The organism is Streptomyces sp. NPDC014861 (assembly GCF_043081625.1).
Taxonomy (GTDB): domain Bacteria; phylum Actinomycetota; class Actinomycetes; order Streptomycetales; family Streptomycetaceae; genus Streptomyces.
The window spans coordinates 753800-776593 of the sequence record NZ_JBIBWV010000001.1 but is presented as its reverse complement, the minus strand read 5'-3'; the positions used below and the strand labels follow the sequence as shown (position 1 = coordinate 776593).

13 protein-coding genes and 2 pseudogenes are annotated in these 22794 nt (G+C 71.2%); 11 read left to right on the top strand and 4 right to left on the bottom strand.

Annotation, left to right across the window (positions count from 1 at the left end; genetic code table 11):
* Nucleotides 1-12 precede the first annotated feature (12 nt).
* Nucleotides 13-198 (bottom strand): DUF397 domain-containing protein, encoded by a 186-nt coding sequence (locus tag ACF1BN_RS03310; protein ID WP_392329867.1) that lies wholly within the window; start codon nucleotides 196-198, stop codon nucleotides 13-15.
* Nucleotides 195-320: pseudogene (locus ACF1BN_RS03305) on the bottom strand (transcriptional regulator); the annotation flags it as partial. The gene ACF1BN_RS03310 and the pseudogene ACF1BN_RS03305, both read right to left, overlap by 4 nt.
* A gap of 33 nt (nucleotides 321-353) precedes the next feature.
* On the opposite strand from ACF1BN_RS03305, the pseudogene ACF1BN_RS03300 reads away from it, so the two are divergent.
* The 6 genes and pseudogenes from ACF1BN_RS03300 (at nucleotide 354) to ACF1BN_RS03275 (ending at nucleotide 13597) form a co-directional block, all read left to right on the top strand.
* Nucleotides 354-811 (top strand): annotated as a pseudogene (locus tag ACF1BN_RS03300) (ATP-binding protein).
* A gap of 134 nt (nucleotides 812-945) precedes the next feature.
* Nucleotides 946-2241: a DUF262 domain-containing protein gene (locus ACF1BN_RS03295; RefSeq protein WP_392329866.1), complete on the top strand. Its 1296-nt coding sequence runs from the start codon at nucleotides 946-948 to the stop codon at nucleotides 2239-2241.
* Nucleotides 2238-3428, top strand: coding sequence for a DUF3696 domain-containing protein (locus ACF1BN_RS03290; RefSeq protein ID WP_392329865.1), 1191 nt, complete (start codon nucleotides 2238-2240; stop codon nucleotides 3426-3428). The genes ACF1BN_RS03295 and ACF1BN_RS03290 overlap by 4 nt, the downstream gene beginning before the upstream one ends.
* Nucleotides 3429-3480: 52 nt before the next feature.
* Complete coding sequence (locus ACF1BN_RS03285; RefSeq protein ID WP_392329864.1) at nucleotides 3481-4428, top strand: hypothetical protein; 948 nt, start codon at nucleotides 3481-3483, stop codon at nucleotides 4426-4428.
* Between the two features lie 89 nt (nucleotides 4429-4517).
* The gene (locus ACF1BN_RS03280; protein ID WP_392329863.1) at nucleotides 4518-11306 is read left to right on the top strand and encodes a DEAD/DEAH box helicase; all 6789 of its coding nucleotides are present in this window, start codon (nucleotides 4518-4520) and stop codon (nucleotides 11304-11306) included.
* Complete coding sequence (locus ACF1BN_RS03275) at nucleotides 11303-13597, top strand: UvrD-helicase domain-containing protein (protein ID WP_392329862.1); 2295 nt, start codon at nucleotides 11303-11305, stop codon at nucleotides 13595-13597. The genes ACF1BN_RS03280 and ACF1BN_RS03275 overlap by 4 nt, the downstream gene beginning before the upstream one ends.
* 456 nt (nucleotides 13598-14053) lie before the next feature.
* Here the strand turns inward: ACF1BN_RS03275 and ACF1BN_RS03270 are convergent, their stop codons facing one another.
* Nucleotides 14054-15619, bottom strand: a complete 1566-nt coding sequence (locus tag ACF1BN_RS03270) for a CBS domain-containing protein (RefSeq protein ID WP_392329861.1) — start codon at nucleotides 15617-15619, stop codon at nucleotides 14054-14056.
* 740 nt (nucleotides 15620-16359) lie between these two features.
* On the opposite strand from ACF1BN_RS03270, the gene ACF1BN_RS03265 reads away from it, so the two are divergent.
* Nucleotides 16360-16629, top strand: coding sequence for a hypothetical protein (locus ACF1BN_RS03265; protein ID WP_392329860.1), 270 nt, complete (start codon nucleotides 16360-16362; stop codon nucleotides 16627-16629).
* 109 nt (nucleotides 16630-16738) lie between these two features.
* Here ACF1BN_RS03265 and ACF1BN_RS03260 read toward each other — a convergent pair whose 3' ends face one another.
* Nucleotides 16739-17497, bottom strand: a complete 759-nt coding sequence (locus ACF1BN_RS03260) for a MerR family DNA-binding transcriptional regulator (protein WP_392329859.1) — start codon at nucleotides 17495-17497, stop codon at nucleotides 16739-16741.
* A gap of 137 nt (nucleotides 17498-17634) precedes the next feature.
* On the opposite strand from ACF1BN_RS03260, the gene ACF1BN_RS03255 reads away from it, so the two are divergent.
* The 4 genes from ACF1BN_RS03255 to ACF1BN_RS03240 all read left to right on the top strand — a co-directional run bounded on the left by ACF1BN_RS03255 (nucleotide 17635) and on the right by ACF1BN_RS03240 (nucleotide 22096).
* Nucleotides 17635-18861 (top strand): erythromycin esterase family protein, encoded by a 1227-nt coding sequence (locus ACF1BN_RS03255; protein ID WP_392329858.1) that lies wholly within the window; start codon nucleotides 17635-17637, stop codon nucleotides 18859-18861.
* 323 nt (nucleotides 18862-19184) lie between these two features.
* Entirely contained in the window at nucleotides 19185-20237 is a 1053-nt protein-coding gene (locus ACF1BN_RS03250; RefSeq protein ID WP_392329857.1) for a GHMP kinase, read from the top strand.
* A gap of 86 nt (nucleotides 20238-20323) precedes the next feature.
* On the top strand, nucleotides 20324-21556 hold the full coding sequence (locus ACF1BN_RS03245) for a PLP-dependent aminotransferase family protein (RefSeq protein ID WP_392329856.1): 1233 nt from the start codon (nucleotides 20324-20326) through the stop codon (nucleotides 21554-21556).
* A gap of 96 nt (nucleotides 21557-21652) precedes the next feature.
* Nucleotides 21653-22096, top strand: a complete 444-nt coding sequence (locus tag ACF1BN_RS03240; protein WP_392329855.1) for a cell division protein SepF — start codon at nucleotides 21653-21655, stop codon at nucleotides 22094-22096.
* The last annotated feature ends 698 nt before the right edge of the window (nucleotides 22097-22794 follow it).

The following is a 22794-nucleotide window of genomic DNA, read 5'->3' as shown; positions in this document are numbered from 1 at the left end:
GCTGTGTGAGGCTCAGCCTCGGGCGGCGTACGTGATGAAGTCGCTCCACGCGGTGGGGGAAAGGGCGAGTTCGGGGCTGCGCTGGTCCTTGGAGTCCCGGACGTGGATTGCCTGCGTGCCCCTGGCCACCTCGACGCAGTCGTCACCGTCGGAACCGCTGTAGCTGCTCTTGAACCCTCGTTCGTCGATGCTGCTCATAGCGCTCCTCGAAGTTGCTTCAGCAGGCTCCTGGAGTCCTCGGAGGTGAGAGTCTGTGAGCGCAGTTTCGCATACCGCTGGAGCATGATGCTGACCTCCTTCGGGTCCACGATCAGCATCCCGTGAACCCGACGTGCCACCGGCACCCTGGGCATATGGCAGCACCGTCCACCCCCACCGCCCACGCGGCACTCGTCACCGTACGTGTGTTCACCCAGCGTTTCAGCTCCACCCCGCGCGGCGCCCGGCTCGCCCGCCGGCTGGCTCTGTAGCAGCTCGACGCCTGGGGTGTGCCGTACGGCAGCCTGACGTCCGACATCGCTGCCCTGCTCGTCGCTGAACTCGCCGCCAACGCCGTCACGCACGGCCGCGTCCCCGGCCGGGACTTCGAGCTCGCCGTCAAGCTCCTCGGCCGGACCCTGCGCGTCGAGGTCTCCGACACCCGGGGCGAGCGGCGGCCCCCGGCCCTGGAGCATCCTGACCCGTACTCCGACCCCTTGCCGAGAACGGCCGGGGCCTGATCCTGGTCGAGGCGCTCGCCGACCGGTGGGACGTGCTCGACCGCGTCCCCGTCGGCAAGACTGTCATCGCAGAGCTGGACCTGACCCACTGACCGCACCGACGGCAGGACACGTCGGACACCCCGAGCGGCCGTCGGGTGCGAGCGCTGACAGCCGCCCGTGCCGTCTATAGGCTGAGCCGGGCATGGCATCGGGCCGTGGCAGGCGACGGAGGGTGACGGGCGGCATGGCGGAGGCCGAGGAGGACGGGGGCGGCCGGGGCCCCGGAGAGAGCCGTTCGGCGGAACCGCGGGGCTACGCCGTGGCGGAGGACATCGACCAGTTGGACTCGCTCTTCCTGCCACTGGGGCCGCCGCTCGAAATCGGGTCCGACGGCCGGCCGACCGGAGTCGAGCTGGAACTCCCCGCCGACGAGGAAGACGAGGGGTACGACCAGTACCGGGACGCGGACGGAATCTCCGCCCCCTTCCGGCCCGAGAGCATCAGCATCCGCACCGAGACCACCACGGTGGACCTGCTGCTGTCCCGGCTGCGGGAGGGCATGCTCGACCTCGCGCCGGACTTCCAGCGCCGGTCCGGCATCTGGAGTGACCGCGCGCAGAGCCGGCTCATCGAGTCGCTGCTGCTGCGCATCCCGATCTCCAACTTCCACATGGCGCAGGGCGACGAGGACAAGTGGGCCGTGGTGGACGGAGTCCAGCGGCTCACCGCCATCGCCCGGTTCATGGAGCCCAAGCTCACCGGCCTGGCGCCGCTGGCGCTCCGGGGCATGGACTACCTCTGGCGGCTCGACGGCAACACGTACCAGGACCTCACCGGCCGACTGAAGATCCGGCTGCGCGAGACCCAGCTCACCGTCCACATCATGCAGCAGGGCACTCCGGAGGCGGTCAAGTACAACGTCTTCTCCCGGATCAACACCGGTGGCATGCCGCTGAAGCCGCAGGAGCTGCGGCACGCTCTGGTGAGCGGAGCCGTACGGACCTTCCTCGCGGACCTGGCCGAGGACCCGGCGTTCGGCGAGGCCACCCGGCGGAGCGTGTCCGACGAACGCATGGACGACCGGGAGATGGTGCTGCGCTTCCTCGCCTTCCGCCTGACCAACCCGGCCGAGCACACCGAGAAGGACTTCGGTAAGTTCCTCATCGACGCCATGTACCGGATCAACTCGCTCACCGAGGAACGGCGGGAGCAGCTGGCACGGGAGTTCCGGGTGGCCATGAGATGCGCGTGGGACCTGTTCGGCGAGCACGCCTTCCGTAAGTGGCGTGGAGGGAAGCGCAGCTCTTCCGTCATCAACAAGGCGCTGTTCGAGACCATCTCCGTCAATCTCGCGCTACTCGACGATCATGAGCGGAACAGACTGGTAGCGTCGCGGGCGAGGGTGCACGACCGCTTCTTCGACCTCATGGCCGACTGGGACTTCGACCGTTCGATCTCCGTGGGCACCGGGGCCCCGGCAAGGGTCCGCACCCGTTTCCAGGAAGTGGCACGACTGTTCCGAGGGGTGGCCGAACAGTGATCGACCGGTTGACGCTGCACAACTACAAGGCGTTCCAGCACGCGGAGCTCCCGCTCGGGCCCCTCACTCTCCTCACCGGGCTCAACTCGTCCGGCAAGAGCAGCGTCCTTCAGTCCCTCGCACTGCTTCGCCAGTCCTACGAGGCGGGCGGCCTTAAGGCCGCCGAGCTGCTGCGCGAGGCGCAACGCCTCGGACTCCGCGATGCCCTGGTGAACCAGGGCTTCCTGCTCAACGGCGAGCTCGTGCGCCTCGGCACCGGAGAGGACGTCCTCCACGAGGACTTCGCGGAGGACGAGCCCCGGATCGGCTTTGCCGTCGATGAGGGGCCGTATCACTACGGGTGGAGCGCCGTGTACGAGCCAGAGCAGAACCTCCTGCCGCTGCTCGACGTGGAGCTTCCCGATACCTCCGAGGGCGGACGGGAGCGGCCTACCGGGCCCGAGGCGGTGACCCCGGCGTTCCTCACCGCCCCCTTCCAGTATCTGCACGCCGACCGAATCTCGCCCGCCGAGTTCTACCCGCGCGACCATCAGGCGGCCGTCGGCCGAGGCTTTCTCGGCGTGAGGGGCGAACACGCCGTCAACTTCCTTCGCCATCACCGCGAGGACCCGGTTCCGGCCGGCCCGTTGCGCCACCCGAAGGCTGCCTCGGACCTCCTGATCGACCAGGCCGCCGCCTGGATGGGCGACCTTTGCCCAGGGGTGGACATCCAGGCCGAGGCCATCAAGGGCGCGGACGCTGTGAGTCTTTCGTACGGCTTCCAGGGCACGCTGGGGCCCACGCGGCGTCGTCGCCCCAGCAACGTCGGCTTCGGCCTCACCTACGTCCTGCCCATCGTCGTGGCTTGCCTGAGCGCCCGCCCCGGTTCCCTGATCCTCCTGGAGAACCCGGAGGCGCACCTGCACCCGCAGGGGCAGACCCGGATGGCCACGCTCGCCGCCTCGGCCGCCGCCCAGGGCGCGCAGGTGATCATGGAGACGCACAGCGACCACGTCATCAACGGGGCGCGGCTCGCCGTCAAGAAGGAGCTGCTCGCTCCGGAGCAGACGGTCTTCCACTACTTCCGGGGCGATGGCACGGGCGTGGACTTCGTTAGTCCCCGGATCGACGCGGACGGCATGCTCGATCAGTGGCCCTCGGGCTTCTTCGACGAGCTGGAGAACACGCTCGAACAGCTCATCGACTGAGGCTCGCCTGGGGAGGCGGGGGAGACGCACAGTTCGTCGCGGAGGGGGAGACATGCCACAGCTTTTCCTTAACCAGAAGTCCTGCGAGACGACGGCTGATCCGGAAAGGGTCAACCGCGCCATGACCGAGCTGGCGAAGGCCATCATGGCCGTTGCCAAGTTGGACCGACCAGGTACGGAACTCGTCATGCGGGAGTCCCTGAAGGCGCTGCAGCTGGCCCAAGGGCACCACGTGAGCAAGTGGGCGGGGACGCCCAGCGCCAAGAACGGTCTGTGGGCGTTCCTGCTCAAGATGCAGACGAAGTGGCCCCACCAGAAGGTGTTTCCCGACGGGGAGACGTTCTCCGACGTCGCGCACAGCCACGAGGGTGTGCCCACGCCCGAGCTGGGCTTCGCCCATCTGATGGGCGGTGTCGGCATCTCCCTGCCCGTGGAGGAACGTTGGGACGCCGACCGTCTCACCCTGGTCCAGGAACAACTCGTGGACGAGGACGACGTCGGCATCGTGACCACCGAGGTCGAACTCCGGCACGTGGCGTCTCGGGAGCATGCGGAGAAGCACCGCCCGTGGATCCGCGAGCAGGCCGAAGCAGCGCTGCGCGGCGACCTGAGCTCCATCCGGACCGGGGCCGAGCTGTGGGAACGGTGCGCCGATCTCTTCCCTCATCTCCTCTTCCTGCCTCACGTCGAAACGCAGCTGCGGCAGCTGAGGCAGTACTGGGTTCATCCCGTCCGCAAGCGGCTCGCGGAGATGGAACGCGCGGTCCTGGTCTGGGACGCCGCGACCCAGCCGGACGGGCCGCAGTGGGAATCGAAGGTGACGCCGGAGCACTCGGGCCGCAAGCGCGACTACTGCAAGTTCATCGACCTCGACGGCACGGAGCAGTACTTCGACACCCACCTGCGCTTCACGCCTGGCGTTGGACGGCTGCACTTCCGGTTCCTGAAAGAGATCCGCAGGGTCCACATCGCCCACATCGGATTCAAGCTCGGCGAGTGAGGTGCACGGAGCCCTCCCGGCCGCCCCGGCTAACGTAGGCCAGTGACCGGTCACTCACCGGCTCCACCAGCACCAAGGAGGAACCGCGCGTGCGTCCCACCCTCGCCGCCGAGCAGGTACGGGCCAGTCTGAGCCAGTACCTCGCGACGACGTACGCGCTGGCCGACGAGTCCACCCGCCGCGCCCTGGAGGGCTTCCTCGGCGACGCCGAGGACGGCATCTTCCGAGGCCCCTACCTCCGAGTCCGCACGCCATTCAGGACAGCCGCGGGCGAGGACTGGAAATGGCACCTGGCCTGGCACCCGGACATCACCCCGTACCGCCACCAGGAGCGGGCCTGGGAGCGGCTGTCCACCCTGCACGGCCCGGCACGGCCCACCCTCGTCACCACCGGAACCGGATCGGGCAAGACCGAGTCGTTCCTGGTCCCTATCCTCGACCACTGCCTCCGGGAGCGCGCGGCCGGCCGGGAGGGCGTCAAGGCGATCCTGCTCTACCCCATGAACGCCCTCGCCACCGACCAGGCCCACCGGATCGGCAAGCGCCTCGACGACCGCAAGGACACCCGGCTGCGCGACGCCGGCGTGCGGGCCGCGCTCTACATCGGCGACAAGCCGTCCCAGGAGTTCAAGCAGGCCAACCCCGCGATCGCCGTCGACCGGGACGAGATCCGCCGCACCCGGCCCGACATCCTGATCACCAACTACAAGATGCTCGACCTGCTCCTCCAGCGGCCCGAGGACCAGCGGCTGTGGCAGGACTCCCCGCTCGCGTACGTCGTACTCGACGAGTTCCACACCTACGACGGCGCCCAGGGCACGGACGTCGCCATGCTGCTGCGCCGCCTCGGATCGGTCACCGGCCTGGCCGAACCCGGCCGGCCCCTGGGGCCTGTCTGCCCCGTCGCCACCTCCGCCACCCTCGGCGAGAGCGGTCCCGACGACAGCGGTTCCGCGGCGGCCAGGAGGGGCGAAGCCGGGCGGCCCGGCATGCTGGAGGTCGCCGAGCAGGTCTTCGGCGTGCCGTTCCCGCCCGACGCGGTCGTCGGCGAGGACCGGCGCTCGGCGAAGGACTTCACCGGCGAGAGCGACTTCTCCCTGCCGTTCCCCTCGCCGCAGGAGGTCGACATCCTCGGCGACCCCACCCGCGACCCGGGAGCCATGGACGACCTCGTCGCCGCGTTCACCGGTCTGAGCGGACCCACCCCCGAGGAGCTCGGGGACGTCCTGCGCCGCCACCGGCTCACCTCCGCCGTCCTGGAGATCCTCGACGGCACCCCCAGGACCCTCGCCGAGATCACCGAGGTGCTGCCCCGCTACGCCTACCACTGGGGCATGGACGTACAGCGGCGGCCGGGTCTCGCCGCCCGGGCTCTCGCCCGCTACCTCGCCCTCCTATCGCACGCCCGCGACCCGGAGCACCCCGGGCGGCCCCTGCTGTCCATCGAGATCCACCACTGGGTCCGCTCGGTCTCCCGTGTGCTGCGCGGCATCAGCGCCGCACGTGCCGAGTTCCGCTGGGATGACGAACGGGTGACCTCCGGCGGAGCGCTGGCCCGTGCGGGTCGGACCCCCGAGGCCAGGCCGTCGCCGTACGACGGGGAGGGCCCGTCCGTGCCGCTCGACGCCGCCGGGCAGGCTCCCGCCCCGGCCGACGACAGCGCGCCGCCGCCGGCGCAGGTCTTCCTGCCCGCCGTGTTCTGCCGCGAATGCGGACGCTCCGGATGGGCCGCGTACTCGCCGGAAGTCGACCCCACCCACCTCGACCTGAACGCTACGAAGATCCGCCGGGCCTCCGTCGGCCGCGACAAGCGCCGGGTGCGCAACATGATCGCCGCGACCCCCCGGGAGGTGTACGAGGCCGCCTTCGCCGCCGGACCGGACCGCCGGCGCGGCGGACCCGCCGTCATGGTCCTGGAAGGCATGGCAGGACAGCTCCGGCCGCTGGCGCCCGAAACCGACTTCACCGCCCCCGACGACGGCGACGGAACGAGCAGGCCCAAACCCCTGCACAACGCTGCCTTCGTCCACGCCGACCTCGACGGTGACCGGGCGGCCGAACGCGACCAGTGCCCGGCCTGCCGCACCTTCAACTCCATCCGCTACCTCGGAACCGGCCTCGCCGCGCTCGCCGCCGCCGCCGTCACCCAGCTCTTCACCGGCGGTGAACTGGACAAGATCCTGGGGGAGGACAAGACCCTCCTCTTCAACGACTCCGTCCAGGACGCCGCCCATCGCGCCGGATACGTCGCCAGCCGTTCGTACACCTTCTCCCTGCGCGCCCTGCTCGCCAGCCGCATCGGCGAGGACGAGCCGGTCGGCCTGAACGACCTCGCCGCCGACCTCATTGCGGACGTCGTTGACAGCAAGGCCGTGCAAGCCGCCGTCATCCCGCCGGACCTCCACCTCGTCCGGGGTGTGGACACCCTGCTCTCCGGGCGCAGCCGCGGGTCCCGCGCCACCTGGGAACTGATCGCGCAGCGGCTGGCGTTCGCCACGGTCATGGAGTTCGGCCTCCGCTCCCGGCAGGGCCGCACCCTGGAACTCACCCGCACCGTCGCCGCCGACGTGCCGCTCCAGGACCCGGACGCCGTGGCCGATCTCGTACGGGAGATCCTCCTCACCACCCCCGGCGAGATCGCGTTGCCCGACGGCTCGGCGCCCGGACCCGACCAGTACACCGGATTCGTCCGGGGCCTGCTGGAGCGGATGCGGATCCGGGGAGCCGTCCGGCACGCCTGGCTGGACCCCTGGCTGGACCAGGCCGGCGTGCGCCGGTGGGCCATCTGGGGCGGGCGGGATACCGGGATGCCGGCCTTCCCCCGCGGCGTTTCCGCCCCCGCCTTCCTGCTCGGCACCCCCAAACAGGGCAGCGAGGACTTCGACGTCCTCACCGGCCGGCTTGGCTGGTACCAGGACTGGGCCGTACGCTCCCTCGGACTGCGCCCCGAGGCGGCCGGCATCTTCCTGACCCGGCTGCTGCCCGAGCTCGCCGACACGGGCGTCGTCTCCGCACGCACGGCGCTCGACGGAGCCACCCGCGTGTACGGACTCCAGCCCGGCCACATCCAGGTCCGTGCCCTCACCGACGACACGCTGCCCGACGCCACCGCGCACTGCCCCCGGTGCTTCTGGGAACAGACCATCCACCCCGATCTCGCCGACCAGTGGCACGGGCAGCCGTGCCCCCGCTACCGGTGCGGCGGCACCCTCGGCACCGGCCGCGACCTGGACAGCGGACTGCGGCAGCGGGACTTCACGGACGACTTCTACCGCCGCATGTACCGTGGGGCCGGCGTCTTCACCATCAACACCGCCGAGCACACCGGAACCCTCAGCCGCGCCAAGCGGGAGGCAGTGGAGAAGGCGTTCCGCGAGGGCACCCGCGTCCACTACGCCAACCCGCAGGTGCTGTCCTGCACCCCCACCCTCGAACTCGGCATCGACATCGGCGACCTGTCGGCCGTCGTCCTCGCCTCGCTGCCGAAGGGACCGGCCAACTACATCCAGCGGGTGGGCCGTGCGGGGCGTTCCACCGGCAACGCCTACCTGCTCACGATGGTCGACCGCGGCCCGCGCGACCGGTACTACCTCGAAGAACCCCGGCTCATGATCGCCGGAGAGGTCCTGCCCCCCGGCTGCTACCTGTCCGCCGCCGAGATCCTGCGACGCCAGTACCTGGCCCACCTCCTCGACCTCGCCGGCGCCGGACGACTGACCGCGCCCGACGGGACACCCCTGCGGCCCCTGCCGGGACGTGCCACCGAACTCTTCGGCGCCTCGGCGTGGCAGGCCGAGTTCGCCGAAGCCGCGCTCGCCTCCGGCCCACAGCTCGTGCAGGGCTTCCTGGACCTGTTCCCTCCCCACGACGAGAGCCGGGGCACCGGAGTCAGCCCCCAGGCCCGCGCCGCCCTCGTCGCCTACGCGACCGACTCCGGCGAGGACGGACTCGGCGCGGCCCTCGACGCGGCACGCAGGCGCTGGGAGGACCGCCGTACCGAACTCCAGGGCCGTATCGAAGCCATCGACCGGGCCCACGGGCTGCTCGTCGCCGGCGACCCCGACCACGAGCGGCAGGGACGCGAGCTGCGGGCCGAGCGCCGGGACGTGTCACGCGTGTCCCGAGAGATCAGCCGCACCACCGCCCACGGGGCCCTGGTCGACCTCGGCCTGCTGCCGAACTACAGCCTGATCGACTCGACCACCGAACTGGAGGCCACGCTCACCTGGACGGAGAAGGCGGCCGACGACGGCCGCACCAACCACAGCAAGACGCTGCGGCACAGCCGCCCCGCCCGCCTCGCCCTCTCCGAGTTCGCCCCCGGCAACCACTACTACGTCCAGGGATACAAACACCGCGTCACCGGACTCGACATCGGCAGCCCCGGACGGCCGGCCTGGCTCTGGTGGCGCGTCTGCCCCGACTGCGGACACGTTCGCACCCACCGCGCCGAAAACGACCCCTCCCCGTGCCCCCGCTGCCGGTCCGCGGCCATCGGCGACATCGGCTGCCTGCACAAGGTCCTCGTACCGCGCCGCGTCACCTCCCGCGACGAACGCGACGACGTCCGCGTACGCGACGACAGTGACGAGCGCGAGAGACGGCACTACACCGTCGTCCCGGCCGTCGACATCGCCGCGCACGACATCGAACAGGCCTGGAAGCACGAACACGCCACCTTCGGATGGGAGTTCACCCGTCAGGCGCTGGTCCGGCACATCAACGTCGGAGCCACCCGGGTGGACGGGGGAACCGACTCGACCTTTGCCGGGCAGGAAGTCCGCCTCAACCCGTTCTGGGTCTGCGACGCGTGCGGCTTCGCCGACCCGGACGGCGGCCCCACCGCCCACGACGCCTCCGACACGACGGCCCATGCCCGGTACCACCGGCCCTGGTGCCCCCGGCGACGAGCAGGAGCCGACGTCGCACGCCGAGGAGAGCGGGTGCTGCTCGCCCACGAGCTGCGCACCGACGCGCTGCGCATCCTCATCCCCGCCGTCACCGCCCACACCAGGGAACGGCTCGCGTCCTTCAAGGCACTGCTGCTGGCAGGAATCGCCCGCAGTTACGGCGGCGACCCCGACCACCTCGCGGTCGTCACCGACTCCATGCCCGAGGAAGGCGGCGAGAGCCCGCTCCGCCGTCACTTCCTCGTCCTGTACGACACGCTGCCCGGCGGCACCGGATACCTGCACCGCCTAGCCGGCCGTGACGGTCTGCGGAGCGTCTTGGAGGACGCACGGCAGGTGATCGAGACCTGCGTGTGCGCGGGCCAGGGTCGGCCCGCCTGCCACCGCTGCCTGCTCCGCCACGTCACCGACGGAGAGTACGAACTCGTGAGCCGGGAGCACGCCCTCGACATGCTCGGCGAGCTGTTCGGCCGCACGGCCGACCGCTGGAGCACCGAACCCGTGGCCACCACGGGGGACATCACCCTCGTGCACCAGGTGGAGAGCGAACTGGAGGCCCTCTTCCGGCGCGGGCTGCTGGAATGGGCCGAGCGCGTGGACGACGTCAGCGTCCGCACCGCGCTCACCGCCGACGGCACCAGGGACACCAACCTGCGCTTCACCGCGCCCGACGGGACCGTCCGCGGCTGGGAGATGGAGACCCAGACCCCGCTCGGCTACACCCGGCCGGACGTGGTCTTCCGTAGCACGGACGACGACCGCAAGGCGGCCGTCTACCTCGACGGCTACCGCTACCACGCGAGCCCCGTCCACCTCACCGCCGAGGAGGACGCGGCGAAGCGCACCCGGCTGCGCGCCGACGGGTGGCAGGTCTTCCAGCTCACGTGGGACGACGTACAGGCCTGGACGGGACGCTCCGGTCCGCAGGCCGACCCGGTGTGGAAGCCCTACCCGAACACCGCGCAGAAGACCGCCATGGACGTCCACCGGCGCATGCACGCGGGCGACACCCGCGACCTGACACGCCTGGTATGGGCCAACCCAGTCGAGACGCTGATCGGATACCTCACCGACCCGGACCCCGACGCCTGGCGGCGCCGTGTCCAGAGCGCCCTCGCGGGCTTCGCGGCCGTTTCGGCGACCAGCCGGGCGCTGGCCGACGGCGCGGAGATCGGGCGCAGGATCAGCGAGGCCCTGCACGGGCGACGGCTGGCAGGCGGGCAGGGAGCCGTCCAGGTCATGGCGACCCGGGACGCCTCGGGATGCCCGCTCACGATCGCGCTCGACCTGAGGAGGGGGCAGAGCGGAGCGGTCTGGACGGCTCTGACCGTCCTCGACGACAGCCCCGACACGGTCGCGTCCGACGAGACCGCCCATCGCCGGCGCTGGCAGGCGTGGCTCTACTGGAGCAACCTGATCCAGTTCCTCGACGCGGGGGAGGGGGACGGGGTCCAGCTCACGACCGGCATGCTGCCCGGATTCGAACCGGCCGAACTGGCGGTCACCGGCGGAGCCGGATGGCTCACCTCCCAGCGGCGCGCGCACACGCCGGCACCGGAGGCCCCCGAGCCGACGGTGGACCGGCAGGAGACCGCTGCCGCCTCGCTCGCCCGTGATCCCGGCTGGGACGAGGTCATCGAGTTCCTCGTCGAGGATCCGGGGCTCGACGGGCTCGCCCGCGTTCTGGCCGACCGGGGGGTTCCCGCTCCCGAGGCCGGCTACGAGCTCGGAGCGGGCGCCTGGCCCGCCGAACTCGCCTGGCCCGCCCGGCGTGTGGGCGTCGTCCTCGCCCACCGCCCGGCCCCAGGGAGCAGCCGGGACATCGATGCGGAACAACGGGACGAGGCCTACCGCGACGCGGGCTGGCAGGTCCGCACAGCCACAGAATGGAACGCCGACGAGCTCGCCACGCTGGTGCGGGGCGACGCGGCCGGAACCACGAACGACCCTGGGGAGAACGAGCGATGACGGTCACCAGCACGCCGCGGACGGGCGTGACCCTGCGCCTGCTCGACAAGGCGGACAAGGAGATCGTCAAGCTGGACCGCGCGGTCCTCGGGGCGTTCTACAAGTTCCAGCACGACTTCCGCCGCAATCCCGACGCCGGAGGCTTTCACCTCAAGCAGCTGGAGGGCCACGACCGCCTCTGGTCGGCGCGCGTCAACCGGGAGTGGCGGGCGCTGATGATCCGCCTCGGCGGTGACGACTGGCTGCTCGTCTCGGTCAAGCACCGCGGGCATGTCCACAAGAACCTGGACCGGTTCAACTACGGCATCAACCACATCACCGGCGCCATCGAGTACGTAGACCTCCAGGTCGTCGAGGAGAGCCTGCTGCGCCGCGGCCTCACACCGCCCGCCGCGCCCGCGCCGGTGTCGGCGCCGCCCTCTGTTCCCACCCCCGAACCGGTCGGATCACAGCCGCCGGAGGAGCCGCTCTTCGGTGCCTACACCGACCGGCAGCTCTCCGACCTCGGCGTTACCGAGCCACTCATCCCCATCGTCCGCAAGCTCACCACGGACGACGAACTGCTCGGCCTGGCCGAGTACGCGCCCCGCCACACCGGGGAGGTCCTCCTCCGGCTGCGCGACGGTGTCCCGTACGAAGAGGTCATGGAGCAAGTGACCGCGCCCGTCGCGGTGACCGAGCCCGAACGGAACCTCGACGCAGGCGACTGGCAGGCGGCCGTCGACCGCTCCCAGACCGTGGTGATCACCGACGACGAGTCCCTGCAGAGCATCCTGGAGGAGCGCGATTTCGGCCGCTGGAAGATCTTCCTCCACCCCACCCAGGAAAAACTCGTCCGACGGCGGTACTCCGGTCCCGCCCGGGTCGGCGGTGGGCCCGGAACGGGCAAGACGATCGTCGCCCTCCACCGCGTCTGCCATCTGGTGAGCCAACTTCCCCCAGGCCACACCAAGCCCGTCCTCCTCACCACCTTCAACCGGAACCTCGCTGTCGACCTGCGGGCCCGGCTGCTCTCCCTGGGCGGACCCGACGTCCTGGCGCGGGTCGACATCGCTCATGTCGACCAGCTCGCCACCCGCATCGTCAGCGAGGCCGATCCGGGCAGCACGAAGCGACGGATCGACGACACGGCGGCCCTCCGTGAGTGGCGTGAACTGCTGGTGGAGACGGGGGAGACCCGCTGGAGCGCCGAGTTTCTCAGCGACGAGTGGAACCAGGTCATCCTCGGCCAGGCCGTGACCTCCCGGAGCGACTACTTCCAGGCCCGCCGCGCGGGGCGCGGTCGCAGCGTCACCCGCGCCGAACGGGCCGGGATCTGGCAGCTGACCGAGCGCTTCACCCAGCGGCTGGAGACCAAGGGACTGGAGACCCACCGCCAAGTCGCCGAGCGGGCCGCGCGGTTGGAGATCGCCCGCAAGGCCCGCATCGACCGGCGTGCGGAGGAGCGTGAGGAGCGGGGCGGCCTGCACAACCTCCACGTCGAGGCCGGCTCCGGTGCCTGGCTGCGCTACAGGTACCGGCACATCGTGGTCGACGAAGCGCAGGACCTCAGCGCCGCCCACTGGAAGATGCTGCGGGCCATGGTGCCGTCCGAGCCCGACGACATCTTCCTCGTCGGCGACACCCACCAGCGGATCTACGACAACCAGGTCACCCTCGGCAGCCTCGGCGTCCACATCCGGGGCAGGTCCTCCCGGCTGACCCTCAGCTACCGTACGACCCGGGAGATCCTGAGCGACGCCGTCCGGGTTCTGGGTGACGCTGACTACGACGACCTCGACGGTGACACCGACACTCTCGCCGGCTACCGCTCGGTCCTCCACGGCACGGAGCCATCGCTCCGCGGCGCACGCAGCTGGGACGAGGAGATGGACCTCGTTGTCGAGCAGTTGCGAGCCTGGCACGACGTGCCCCGGGAGGCCACGGCGATCTGCGTCCCGACCAACGACATGGTCACCCAGCTCGGCGACCGTCTCGCGCGAAGCGGGATCACGTCTTCGGAGATCACCCAGGACGGGCCGCGCGGCGACCAGGGCGTCCACATCGGCACCATGTACCGCTTCAAGGGGCTGGAATACCGCTGCCTGATCATCGCCGGAGCGGCCGAGGGGCTTGTACCCCGGGCCTCTGTCGATGCGTGGAAGCACACGGATCCGAGCCGCCACCGGCGAGAACTGCACCGAGCTCGGTCGCTGCTCTTCGTCGCGGCGACCCGCGCCCGCGACGCGCTCGCGATCACCTGGCACGGTGAGCCGAGCCGCTTCCTCGCACCTCTTCTCCCACCGAAGTGAGAAGAGGCCTTGTCTGTCTCGCTTCAGGCTGGGCAGGTCGGCGGCGTCGAAGCAGTGCATCAGGGACGGGTGACCGGGGTGGTTCGCGCGCGGCGCGCCGCCCGGTCCTCGCAGGCGCTGCGCTTCCCTCACGGGAGTGGATCTCGTGCAGGTCGGTGAGCAGGGCTACCGCGAGGGCGTGCGGGTTGGCCTTCTTATCCACGATCGCCGGTCGCTGTCCTGCTGTGCCCGCTCGACGTGCTGGACGATCTCGCAACCGAGTCGAAGAGAGGCCCTGACGGTAGGCCACCGGCCCCTACGAGGTGGCGCCGGTTGTGCCCCCTGGGTGTGAGATGACCTTGGTGTAGGCCACCGACGCGGTTTCCGGGAAGTGCCCTGCCGCCACCGCCTGACGAGGAGCGGACTGGCGGTCCCACGTGTTCCCCGTGGAGCCGCCCGAGCATGCCGGGAGAGGCATCAGACGGCCGGGTCGTGATCCACGAGCTTCAGGAGTTTGAGCAACCCGCCTGTAGCGGCCAGAGCCGCGGCATCCTCGGCAGGCGCGTCCACCGCCCAGTGGGCGAGGTCATTGCGGTAGTCCCGCACGGTGGCCAGCCGCTGGCTGATGTCCTGCTGCTCGAAGGGCCACCGCAACTTGTTCCAGCAATGGGCGTCTTCCACGAGGAAGACGTACTGGCCGAGGCTGAGATGCTGACCGCGTTCCATCGTCCTGCGGATCTCTCTCGGCAGTTCGTCGGGGGAGAAGTGTCTGATCAGGCGGCGCAGCCGCCGTTCCAGCTCCTCCAGGAGAATGAACGGCTCGATGCGCTGCTTCAGTTGCCCCGCGAGGTCGGTCGAGGTCAGAATCCCGATCACCACGTTCTCGCCATCCACGATAATCGTGAAGCCACTCCGCTGGATCCGGTCCATCCGGTCGAAAAGAGCATGCTCCACCCGGGCGGTCTCGGGATGCGGATCCAGGGCGTTGGCCACTGTGGCAGCCCTGCCGCCGAGCTGCGCCCGTGCGATTCCCTCCCAGGTCACGACCCCACGCAGCACGTTGTTGTGGTCCACGACCGGAAGCTGGGAGAAGTCGCTCTCGATCATCGGGGTGATCGCCCGGCTCAGCGCATCGCCCATCCGCACCGTCACAACCTCCCGAACGAACGGAAGGTTGCCGATCCGCCAGGTCAGGTCACGGTCACGCGGGCCATCGGCCTTCGAATGCGCCTGCTGCTGCTCGTCCCCTCGGACCTGGTCATGGGTACCTTCTCCAAGGCCGGTGGACCCTGCCGCGGACACGGTCACGAGGCCGTCCAACTGCACGTCGTTGAAGTGAGGATCCACCCGCAGACCGAGCTCCGCGAGGTTCTGGTCCACCAGGTCGATGACATCAGAGGTCCGCCGCTTCCACCCCCACAAGCCGATCAGGTCACGGGCGGTCAACTGCCTGGTGCCGCTGTCCCGGACATCGCTCACCAAGCCCTCCGGGCCGTTGGGCGGCTCGCCGTCACCCACGTAACCCGGGTCCGCACCCGTCTCTGCGAGAGCCTGCACGCGTACCGCGGCGTCGCGCCGACTCAACTCGCTGACCGTGAGGAAGGCCCCCATGCTGTCCCGCAGATCACCCCGAACAGCAGCTCGCTCCAGGGCCGGGCGTACCCAGTCCGTCCTCCTCACGTGTCGGAAGCCAGGCGGCGCCGCGGCCCGGTACTCGTACGGCCCGGTCAGCAGGCCCAGGGCCACGACCGACAGATGCTTGCGCGGCATGACGACGTAGTCGCCGATCTCCATCGCGATGAAGCGCCAGAGCTGGCGCTTCCAGTTATCGATGGTGCCAACCGCCTCACCGGGGTACGCCTTGGCCAGCAGATCACCGATGTCGTCGGATGAAGAGCAGTCGCTGAGGTCGCCGAGCTCCTCCCAGCCCACGATCGCCAGCCCCTCGGAGAGTGCGGCCTGCTCCCGTTCTCCTGACTGTCCGCCCCGTACCGTCCATGCCCGCACCATGCCCGCCCCCTCGTCAACCATCCAGATGCGCATCCGAGTTTTCCTGGTCAGCGGACTTGGTACAAGCGAGATCACAGCCAGACGTCCGCGCATGAGCCTTACCGAGAGGCTTCCAAGCCGGCCGGGGCATCGCCGACGGGCGATGCCGCAGGGGAACTCGACCCTGGGAGACCGTCTGTGCAAGGCACGACTCGCACCCGGGGACTCGAGGGGAGCTCGACATACGAGGTGCGCTGTGAGATTCCGCGCGGGACGCGGGGCTCTGTACCTGTGCCGCGTTCCGAGCCCTCGTCGGCGCCTCGGCGGGACGGCTACAGCAGCATCAGACCTTGATCACGGTGGCGCTACCGCCACATCGGCGGCCGGTCTGGGAGCCCCCGGGGATGCTGCGACGTGCGTCAAGACCCGCCCGTAGTGCCCGTAACGCACGCAGTGCACATTGATCTTGAGTCCGATTTGCGCCATGCGTGGCTCTGACCTGCGAATTTATTCCACATGTTTTCTGTTGACGTGTTTCCGATGACTCACCACGTGGAGTGCGTGGCGATTCTGGAGCGGGTGAAGTAGAGGCTCTCTGACCTGCGAATTTTGGGGCGGGCCGGTGGCGGGTGGGGCGGGGTCGTCGCTGCTCGTTTGCACGGCGGCTGTCGGGTGGTCGAGGCCCGGGCCCGGGCCTGGGGCGGGGCTTCGACCGGGGCCTGGGGGACGTGAGAGGGCTTCAAGTGAGTGAGGCAGGGCGCGGGTCCGGTGCGGGTCGCGGGTCGTGGACGGTCGTGCTCGCCCTGGTGAACCTGATCGGCTGTTACCTGGGCTACGGCGCCCTGTTCATCCGGCCCGAGGGCGATGGGGACTCGGCCGCGATCGACGGGATCGCTGCGGCCGCCGTGTTCCTGTGCGTCCTCGGCGCGGTCGGTCTTCTCGTTTCGGCCATGCTTGTGCGGCGCGGTGGCCTCACCCGCTGGTGGCTGGTGACCCCCGCGGTGTTTCTGCTGTGCGGTGTCGCGCGGCTGGTTCGTATCACTTACGCCTATCCGGTCTCCTGACGATGGGACGATGGGACGACGGGACGACGGGGTGTGAGGGGCTCGATCGCCGCTGCACAGTGCTGATCGCCGGCCGCTATGCGGCTCCCGGCTGTTGTAGGGCCTCCGGTCAGGGCCGGACGTCATCGCCCTCCTTGTCGGGGGTGTCGTCGGGGTCGTCCGTCATGGCGAGGTAGTCGGACAGGAGGGCCGCCGCCCGCAGCATCGCCGTGCCTCTCGCCGTGACGCGGTGGCGCCAGTCCTCCAGGGCCGCCTCCAGGGCCTGCGTGTCGCCGGCCGTCCGGACCTGCCGTACGACGGTGGCGATCAGTTCCAGCGGGTAGCGGCCGCGGCGCAGGAAGTGGGCCAGTTCGGCGTCGCGCACGTCGTCGGCGTCGTAGGTGCGGTGGTTGGTGTCGGGGCGGCGGCCGGGTACGAGGACGCCTGCCTGCTCCCACTTGCGGATGGTCGCCACGCTGACGCCGAGCCGGTGGGCCAGTTCGCCGCTGCTGAAGGGCTGGGTGCTTCGCGGGGCCCGCCAGGCGGAGCCGCCCGCGCGTTTCCTGAGGTGGGCCAGGACCTCGCCCACCGCGTCCAGGGTGCCCCGGTCCCGGAGGAGTTCCGCGTGGCTCCGGTCGACAGCCGCGAGGGCGTCGTCCAGGCGGCCCTCGGTCATCGCCCGCATGATCGTGCCGCCCTCGGCGTATCCGTGGGCCGGGACCACGGCGAGGTACGCCCGCAGGGCCGCCGCGTGGCGGTCGGTGTAGCGGCGGTACCCGGTCGCGGTGCGCTCGGCCGGCGGCAGGAAACCGTCGCGCTCGTAGTTGCGCACCGTCTGCGGAGAGATGCCGTGCTCCTGGGCGAGATCGACCGGTCGCAGATGAGCCATGTTTGAGACTATAGGGCGCCGGATGGCAGCTGGGATGGGGTGATTGATGTCTGAAGTTTCAACCGTGTGTTCAGGTATAGCTTCCACCCCACGGAGCCCAGGGGGTCACCCCTCCCAGCCCGAGGAAGGTGGATCGCATGACCGTCACCCTCAAGGACGCCGTCCGGACGATCGGCGCGGCAAGCATCGTCGAACTGCTCGGGAGCCGGCCGCGGGTCCTCGCCCTCGGAGAGCCCACCCACGGCGAGGACTCCCTGCTCGACGTGCGCAACGACCTCTTCCGCCGACTCGTCGAGGAGGACGGGTACCGCTTCATCGCGCTCGAGAGCGACTGTCTGGCGGGTCTGATCGTCGACGATCACGTCACCTCCGGGGCCGGCGAACTCGATGACGTGATGGCCCGCGGATTCAGTCACGGCTTCGGCGCTGCCCCCGCGAATCGTGCGCTGGTGCGTTGGATGCGCGCGTTCAACGAGGGCCGGCCCGCGGCGGACCAGGTGCGGTTCGCCGGGTTCGACGGCCCGCTGGAGACGGCCGGGGCGTACAGCCCCCGGCAGGCCCTCACCGCACTCCACGCCCACCTCGCCGCCCGGTGCGACACCGCTTCGATGCTGCCCTGCACCGCCGCCACCCTCGACGGACTCCTCGGCGACGACGCCCGCTGGACCGAACCCGCCGCGATGCGCGACCCGTCCCGCTCCGTGGGGCGGACCCCCGACGCCGAGCGGCTGCGGCGGATCACCGACGACCTGACCGTCCTGCTCGACGCGCAAGCCCCTGACCTGCGGGAACCGGGCGAGCGTGAGACATGGGAGCGAGCGCGGCTCCACGCCCGTACCGCAGCCGGCCTGCTGCGGTACCACTCCTGGACGGCCGACACCTCGCCCGCCCGCCTGACCGGCCTGCTCACCCTCCGCGCCGCCATGATGGCCGCCAACCTGCTCGCGCTCGCCGAGCGCGGTCCCGTCCTCGCCCACGGCCACAACGCCCACCTCCAGCGCGTCCGGGGGACCATAAAGATGGGCGGGGAGCAGGCCGAGTGGTGGCCCACCGGGGCGATCGTCGGCTCCCGCCTCGGCGAGGAGTACGCCTTCGCCGCCACCGCCCTCGGCACGATCCGCCACCGTGGGGTGCAGGCCCCACCCCCGGACACCCTCGAAGGGCTCCTCTACGGGCTCCCCGAGGACCGGTACGTGGTCGACGTACGCCTGCTGGCCGAAGCCCTCAGGGACGCACCGCCCGCTCCCCGGGAATCCCCCTGGTTCGGCTACGCGCCCCTCGACCCCGCACAGCTGGCGGACCAGGACGCGCTCGTCTTCGTGAGGGACGCCCCTGAGGGGCCGAGGTGGTGGCCCTTCGGCTGAGGGGCGGACGGGCTGACGGGCGGAGGACGGGCGGGCTGACGGCGGAGGTCAGACGGGTGATGGGTGGAGGTCAGGCGGGCTGATGGGCGGGCGGGCGGGCGGACAGGCAGGTGCACGGCCGGTGAGGGAGGGGCTCGGTCTCCCGCAGGTCCGTACGGGTACGGGTTGCTGGGCCCCGCACTCGTATCCGCTCCCGTACCCGCTCCCGTACCCGCACCCTTCCCCGCACCCTTCCCCGTACGCCTCCGGCCGCCCTCACGCCTCCGTACCGTTCCCCACCCCGCCGCCGCGGCGCCCCCACCCCTGAAGCCACAATCTCCCCCGTGACCACCAGCACCCCGACCCTGCCCACCACTCCCCGTAAGGGCATCGGCTGCGGCACCGGTCACGCCCCCTCCCACCACGGCGAACTCCTCCAGGGCTTCTTCCGCGGGGCCGACGGGCGTCCGCGTGCCGGCCTCGTCACCCTCCCCGTCGCCACCCCCGGCACCCGCGCCGACTTCACCCTCTGGCCCGGCACCCCGCCCGGCGCCGTCACCGTCGTACCCGACGGCCGCGCCAAGGCCGCCCGCGCCGCCCGGCTCGCCATCGCCGCCTGCGCGGCCCGCACCGGCCGGCCCGCCCACGGCGGCATCCTGCACCTGACCGGCGCGATCCCGATCGGGCTCGGCATGGGCAGCTCCACCAGCGACGTCCTCGCCGCCGTGCGTGCCGTCGCCGACGCGTACGGGCTCCGCCTCGATCCCGGCACCACCGCCCGGCTCGCCGTCCGCGCCGAACGCGCCAGCGACCCGCTCATGCTCGACGCCGACGCCCGGCCCGTCCTCTTCGCCCAGCGCGAGGGACGCGTCCTCGAAGTCCTCGGACCCGCCCTGCCCCCGCTCCTCGTCGTCGGCTGCCTCCTCGGCGGCGGCGCCCCGGTCGACACCCTGGCGCTGGCCGTGCCCGCGCCCACCGAGGCCGACCTCCGTGCCTACGGCCTTCTCCGCGACCAGCTCCGCCGTGCCGTCACCGACGGCGACACCGCGCTCCTCGGCCGGGTGGCCACGGCCAGCGCCCGACGCGCCCAACGCGTCCTGTGTCACCCGGAGTTCGATGAACTCATCACCCTCGCCCGCGAGACCGGCGCCGTCGGCGTGCAGATCGCCCACAGCGGCTCCGTCGCCGGCGTCCTCCACGACCCGGCCATCCCCGGAGCCGAGGCGCGCGCCGACGCCACCCGCCGAGCCCTCGACGCCCACCGCATCCCCTGCACCCGCACGTTCGCCGCGGGCGGCTCCGATCCGTACACCCGCACGCCGCCCCCACCGCCTCCGCAACCCCCGTCCGATGTCCATGACACCGACCCCAACTCTGCCCGATCGCAAGGCCTTTGAGTCAGGAGTCAGACCAGGAGTCAGACCATGAGCCGGACCATGAGACAACCCTGGACAGAGGACGGTTGCTCCCTACACTGATCCGCATGCCTTCTGCCGCCGTCCCGGTCTCCGCGTCCGCCGCTCCGGTCTCCGCGTCCGCCGCCCCCACGCCCCCCGTCGCCTCCCGGCTGGGGAACGTCGCCTCCTCCCCGGTACGCGAGATCCTGGCGCTCACGGCACGGCCCGAGGTCATCTCGTTCGCCGGTGGTCTGCCCGCCCCCGAACTCTTCGACATCGAAGGCATCAAGGCCGCCTACGAGGCCGTCCTGACGGACAACCCGCGTGCCGCCCTCCAGTACTCCACCACCGAGGGCGACCCCGCGCTCCGACGCGCCGTCGCCGCCCGGCTCGACGCCCGCGGACTGCCCACCGACCCCGACGACCTCCTCGTCACCACCGGCTCCCAGCAGGCGCTCACCCTCCTCGCGACCGCGCTCCTCGAACCCGGCAGTGTCGTCCTCGTCGAGGACCCCTGCTACCTCGCCGCGCTCCAGACCTTCGGTTTCGCCGGCGCCCGCGTCGTCCCGGTGCCCACCGACGACGACGGCATCGTCCCGGAGGCCCTGGACGAGATCGCCGCCCGCGAGAAGCCCGCCCTGCTCTACATCATCCCCACCTTCCAGAACCCCACCGGCCGCACGCTCCCCGCCGGGCGCCGCGCCGCCGTCGCCGAAGCCGCCGCCCGGCACGGCTTCTGGATCGCCGAGGACGACCCGTACGGCGAACTGCGCTTCGAGGGCGAACCCGTCCCGAACCTCGCCCGCCACCCCGCCGCCGCCGATCGCACCGTGCTCCTCGGCTCCTTCTCCAAGGTCATGGCCCCCGGCCTGCGCCTCGGGTACCTCCGCGCCCCGGCCGCCCTCCGCCGCGCCTGCGTGATCGCCAAGCAGGCCGCCGACCTGCACACCTCCACCGTCGACCAGGCCGCGGCGGCCCGCTACCTCCGTGACAGCGACCTCGACGCCCACGTCGCCGGCATGCGCGCCGCCTACCGGGCCCGCCGGGACGCGATGCTCGGCGGTCTGCCCGCCGCCCTCCCCGAAGGCAGCCGCTGGAACCGGCCCGAGGGCGGCATGTTCGTCTGGGCCACCCTCCCCGACGGCCACGACGCCACCGCACTCCTCGCCACCGCCATCGGTCACGACGTCGCCTACGTCCCCGGCGCCCCCTTCTTCTCCGGCACCCCCGACCAGGCCTCCCTCCGCCTCTCGTTCACCACCCACGCTCCCGACGAGATCGCCGAGGGGCTGCGCCGCCTGGCCAAGACCTTCGCGTGAGGCCCGGGGCGCGCGGACGGCCCGTCCCCGACCGGTTCACCCGTGTCGCTCGTGTCGTTGTTGGGCCGAACGGGTGAGGAGCGGGAGGATGGGTCCATGAGTAGGTACGAGAGGTACGACGTCACCGACGAGCAGTGGGAGGGCCTGGCCCAGGTCCTGCCGCTGCGCGGGCGTGACGAATGGCCGTCCAGGGTCGATCACCGCATGATCCCCGAGCAGTACGAATCCGTCGAACAGCGCCGCATGGTCGTGCTGCGGGTCCAGGTCTTCGCCGACGCCCGCGAGGTCGCCGAGTACCTCATCGCCCAGATCCCGGTCCTGCTCGACCTGACCAGCGCCGACCCCGAAGTGGCCAAGCGCGTTCTCGACTTCAGCAGCGGCGTCGTCTTCGGGCTCGGCAGCGGCATGCACCGCGTCGACCGCAACGTCTTCCTGCTCGCCCCGCCCGGGACCGAGGTCGAGAGCACCGGCGACGGCCCGGCGGGCGAGGAGGACGACGAGCCCGTCGGCGCCCCCCGCGCGAGCGTCCCCCGATCGTAGGAAGGTCATCTCGCCGTAACGGTTCGTCAGCGTCACCCCCGCGTACGTTCCGATCATGGACCTCACCGGCGGCCCCGCCCTCGCCCGCACCCCCGGCCCCCGCACCCCTGACGCCCACGCGTCCGACCCTCGTACGCCCGGCGTGCGCACCCCCGAAACCCGTACGTCCGACCCTGGTGGCCCTGACAGCCACACGCCCGACCCCCGCACGTCCGACCCTCGTGTTCCTGACACCCGTACGCCTGAGACCCACACGCCCGATCCCCGTGTCCCTGACACCCGTACGTCCGACCCTCGCATGTCCGACCCTCGTGTCCCTGGCACCCGTACGCCCGACACCCGTACACCCGACACCCGTTTGTCGGGCCTCCGTACCCCAGTCGCTCGCGTACCGCGCCCGGACACCGTCCCTCACCCCCGCCCGACGCCGGCGGCCCCGGGTGAGGGGCCCGGCTCGGGCGGTGGCTTCGGTGTGAGGTCGGGCGAGGGGTCCGGGGCGGGTTCCGGGACCCGCCCCGGGTCCTGGGCGAGCGCCGGGGTGGGGACTGAGGCGGGGGCCCGAGCGGGGGCCGGAGCGGGGGCCGGAGCGAGGTCCGGTACGGGATCCACTGCGGGCTCGGGTGAGGGTTCCCGTACGGGATCCACTGCGGGGTCGGGTGCGGGATCCGGGAGGGAGGCGGGATCCGGGACGAGGGCGG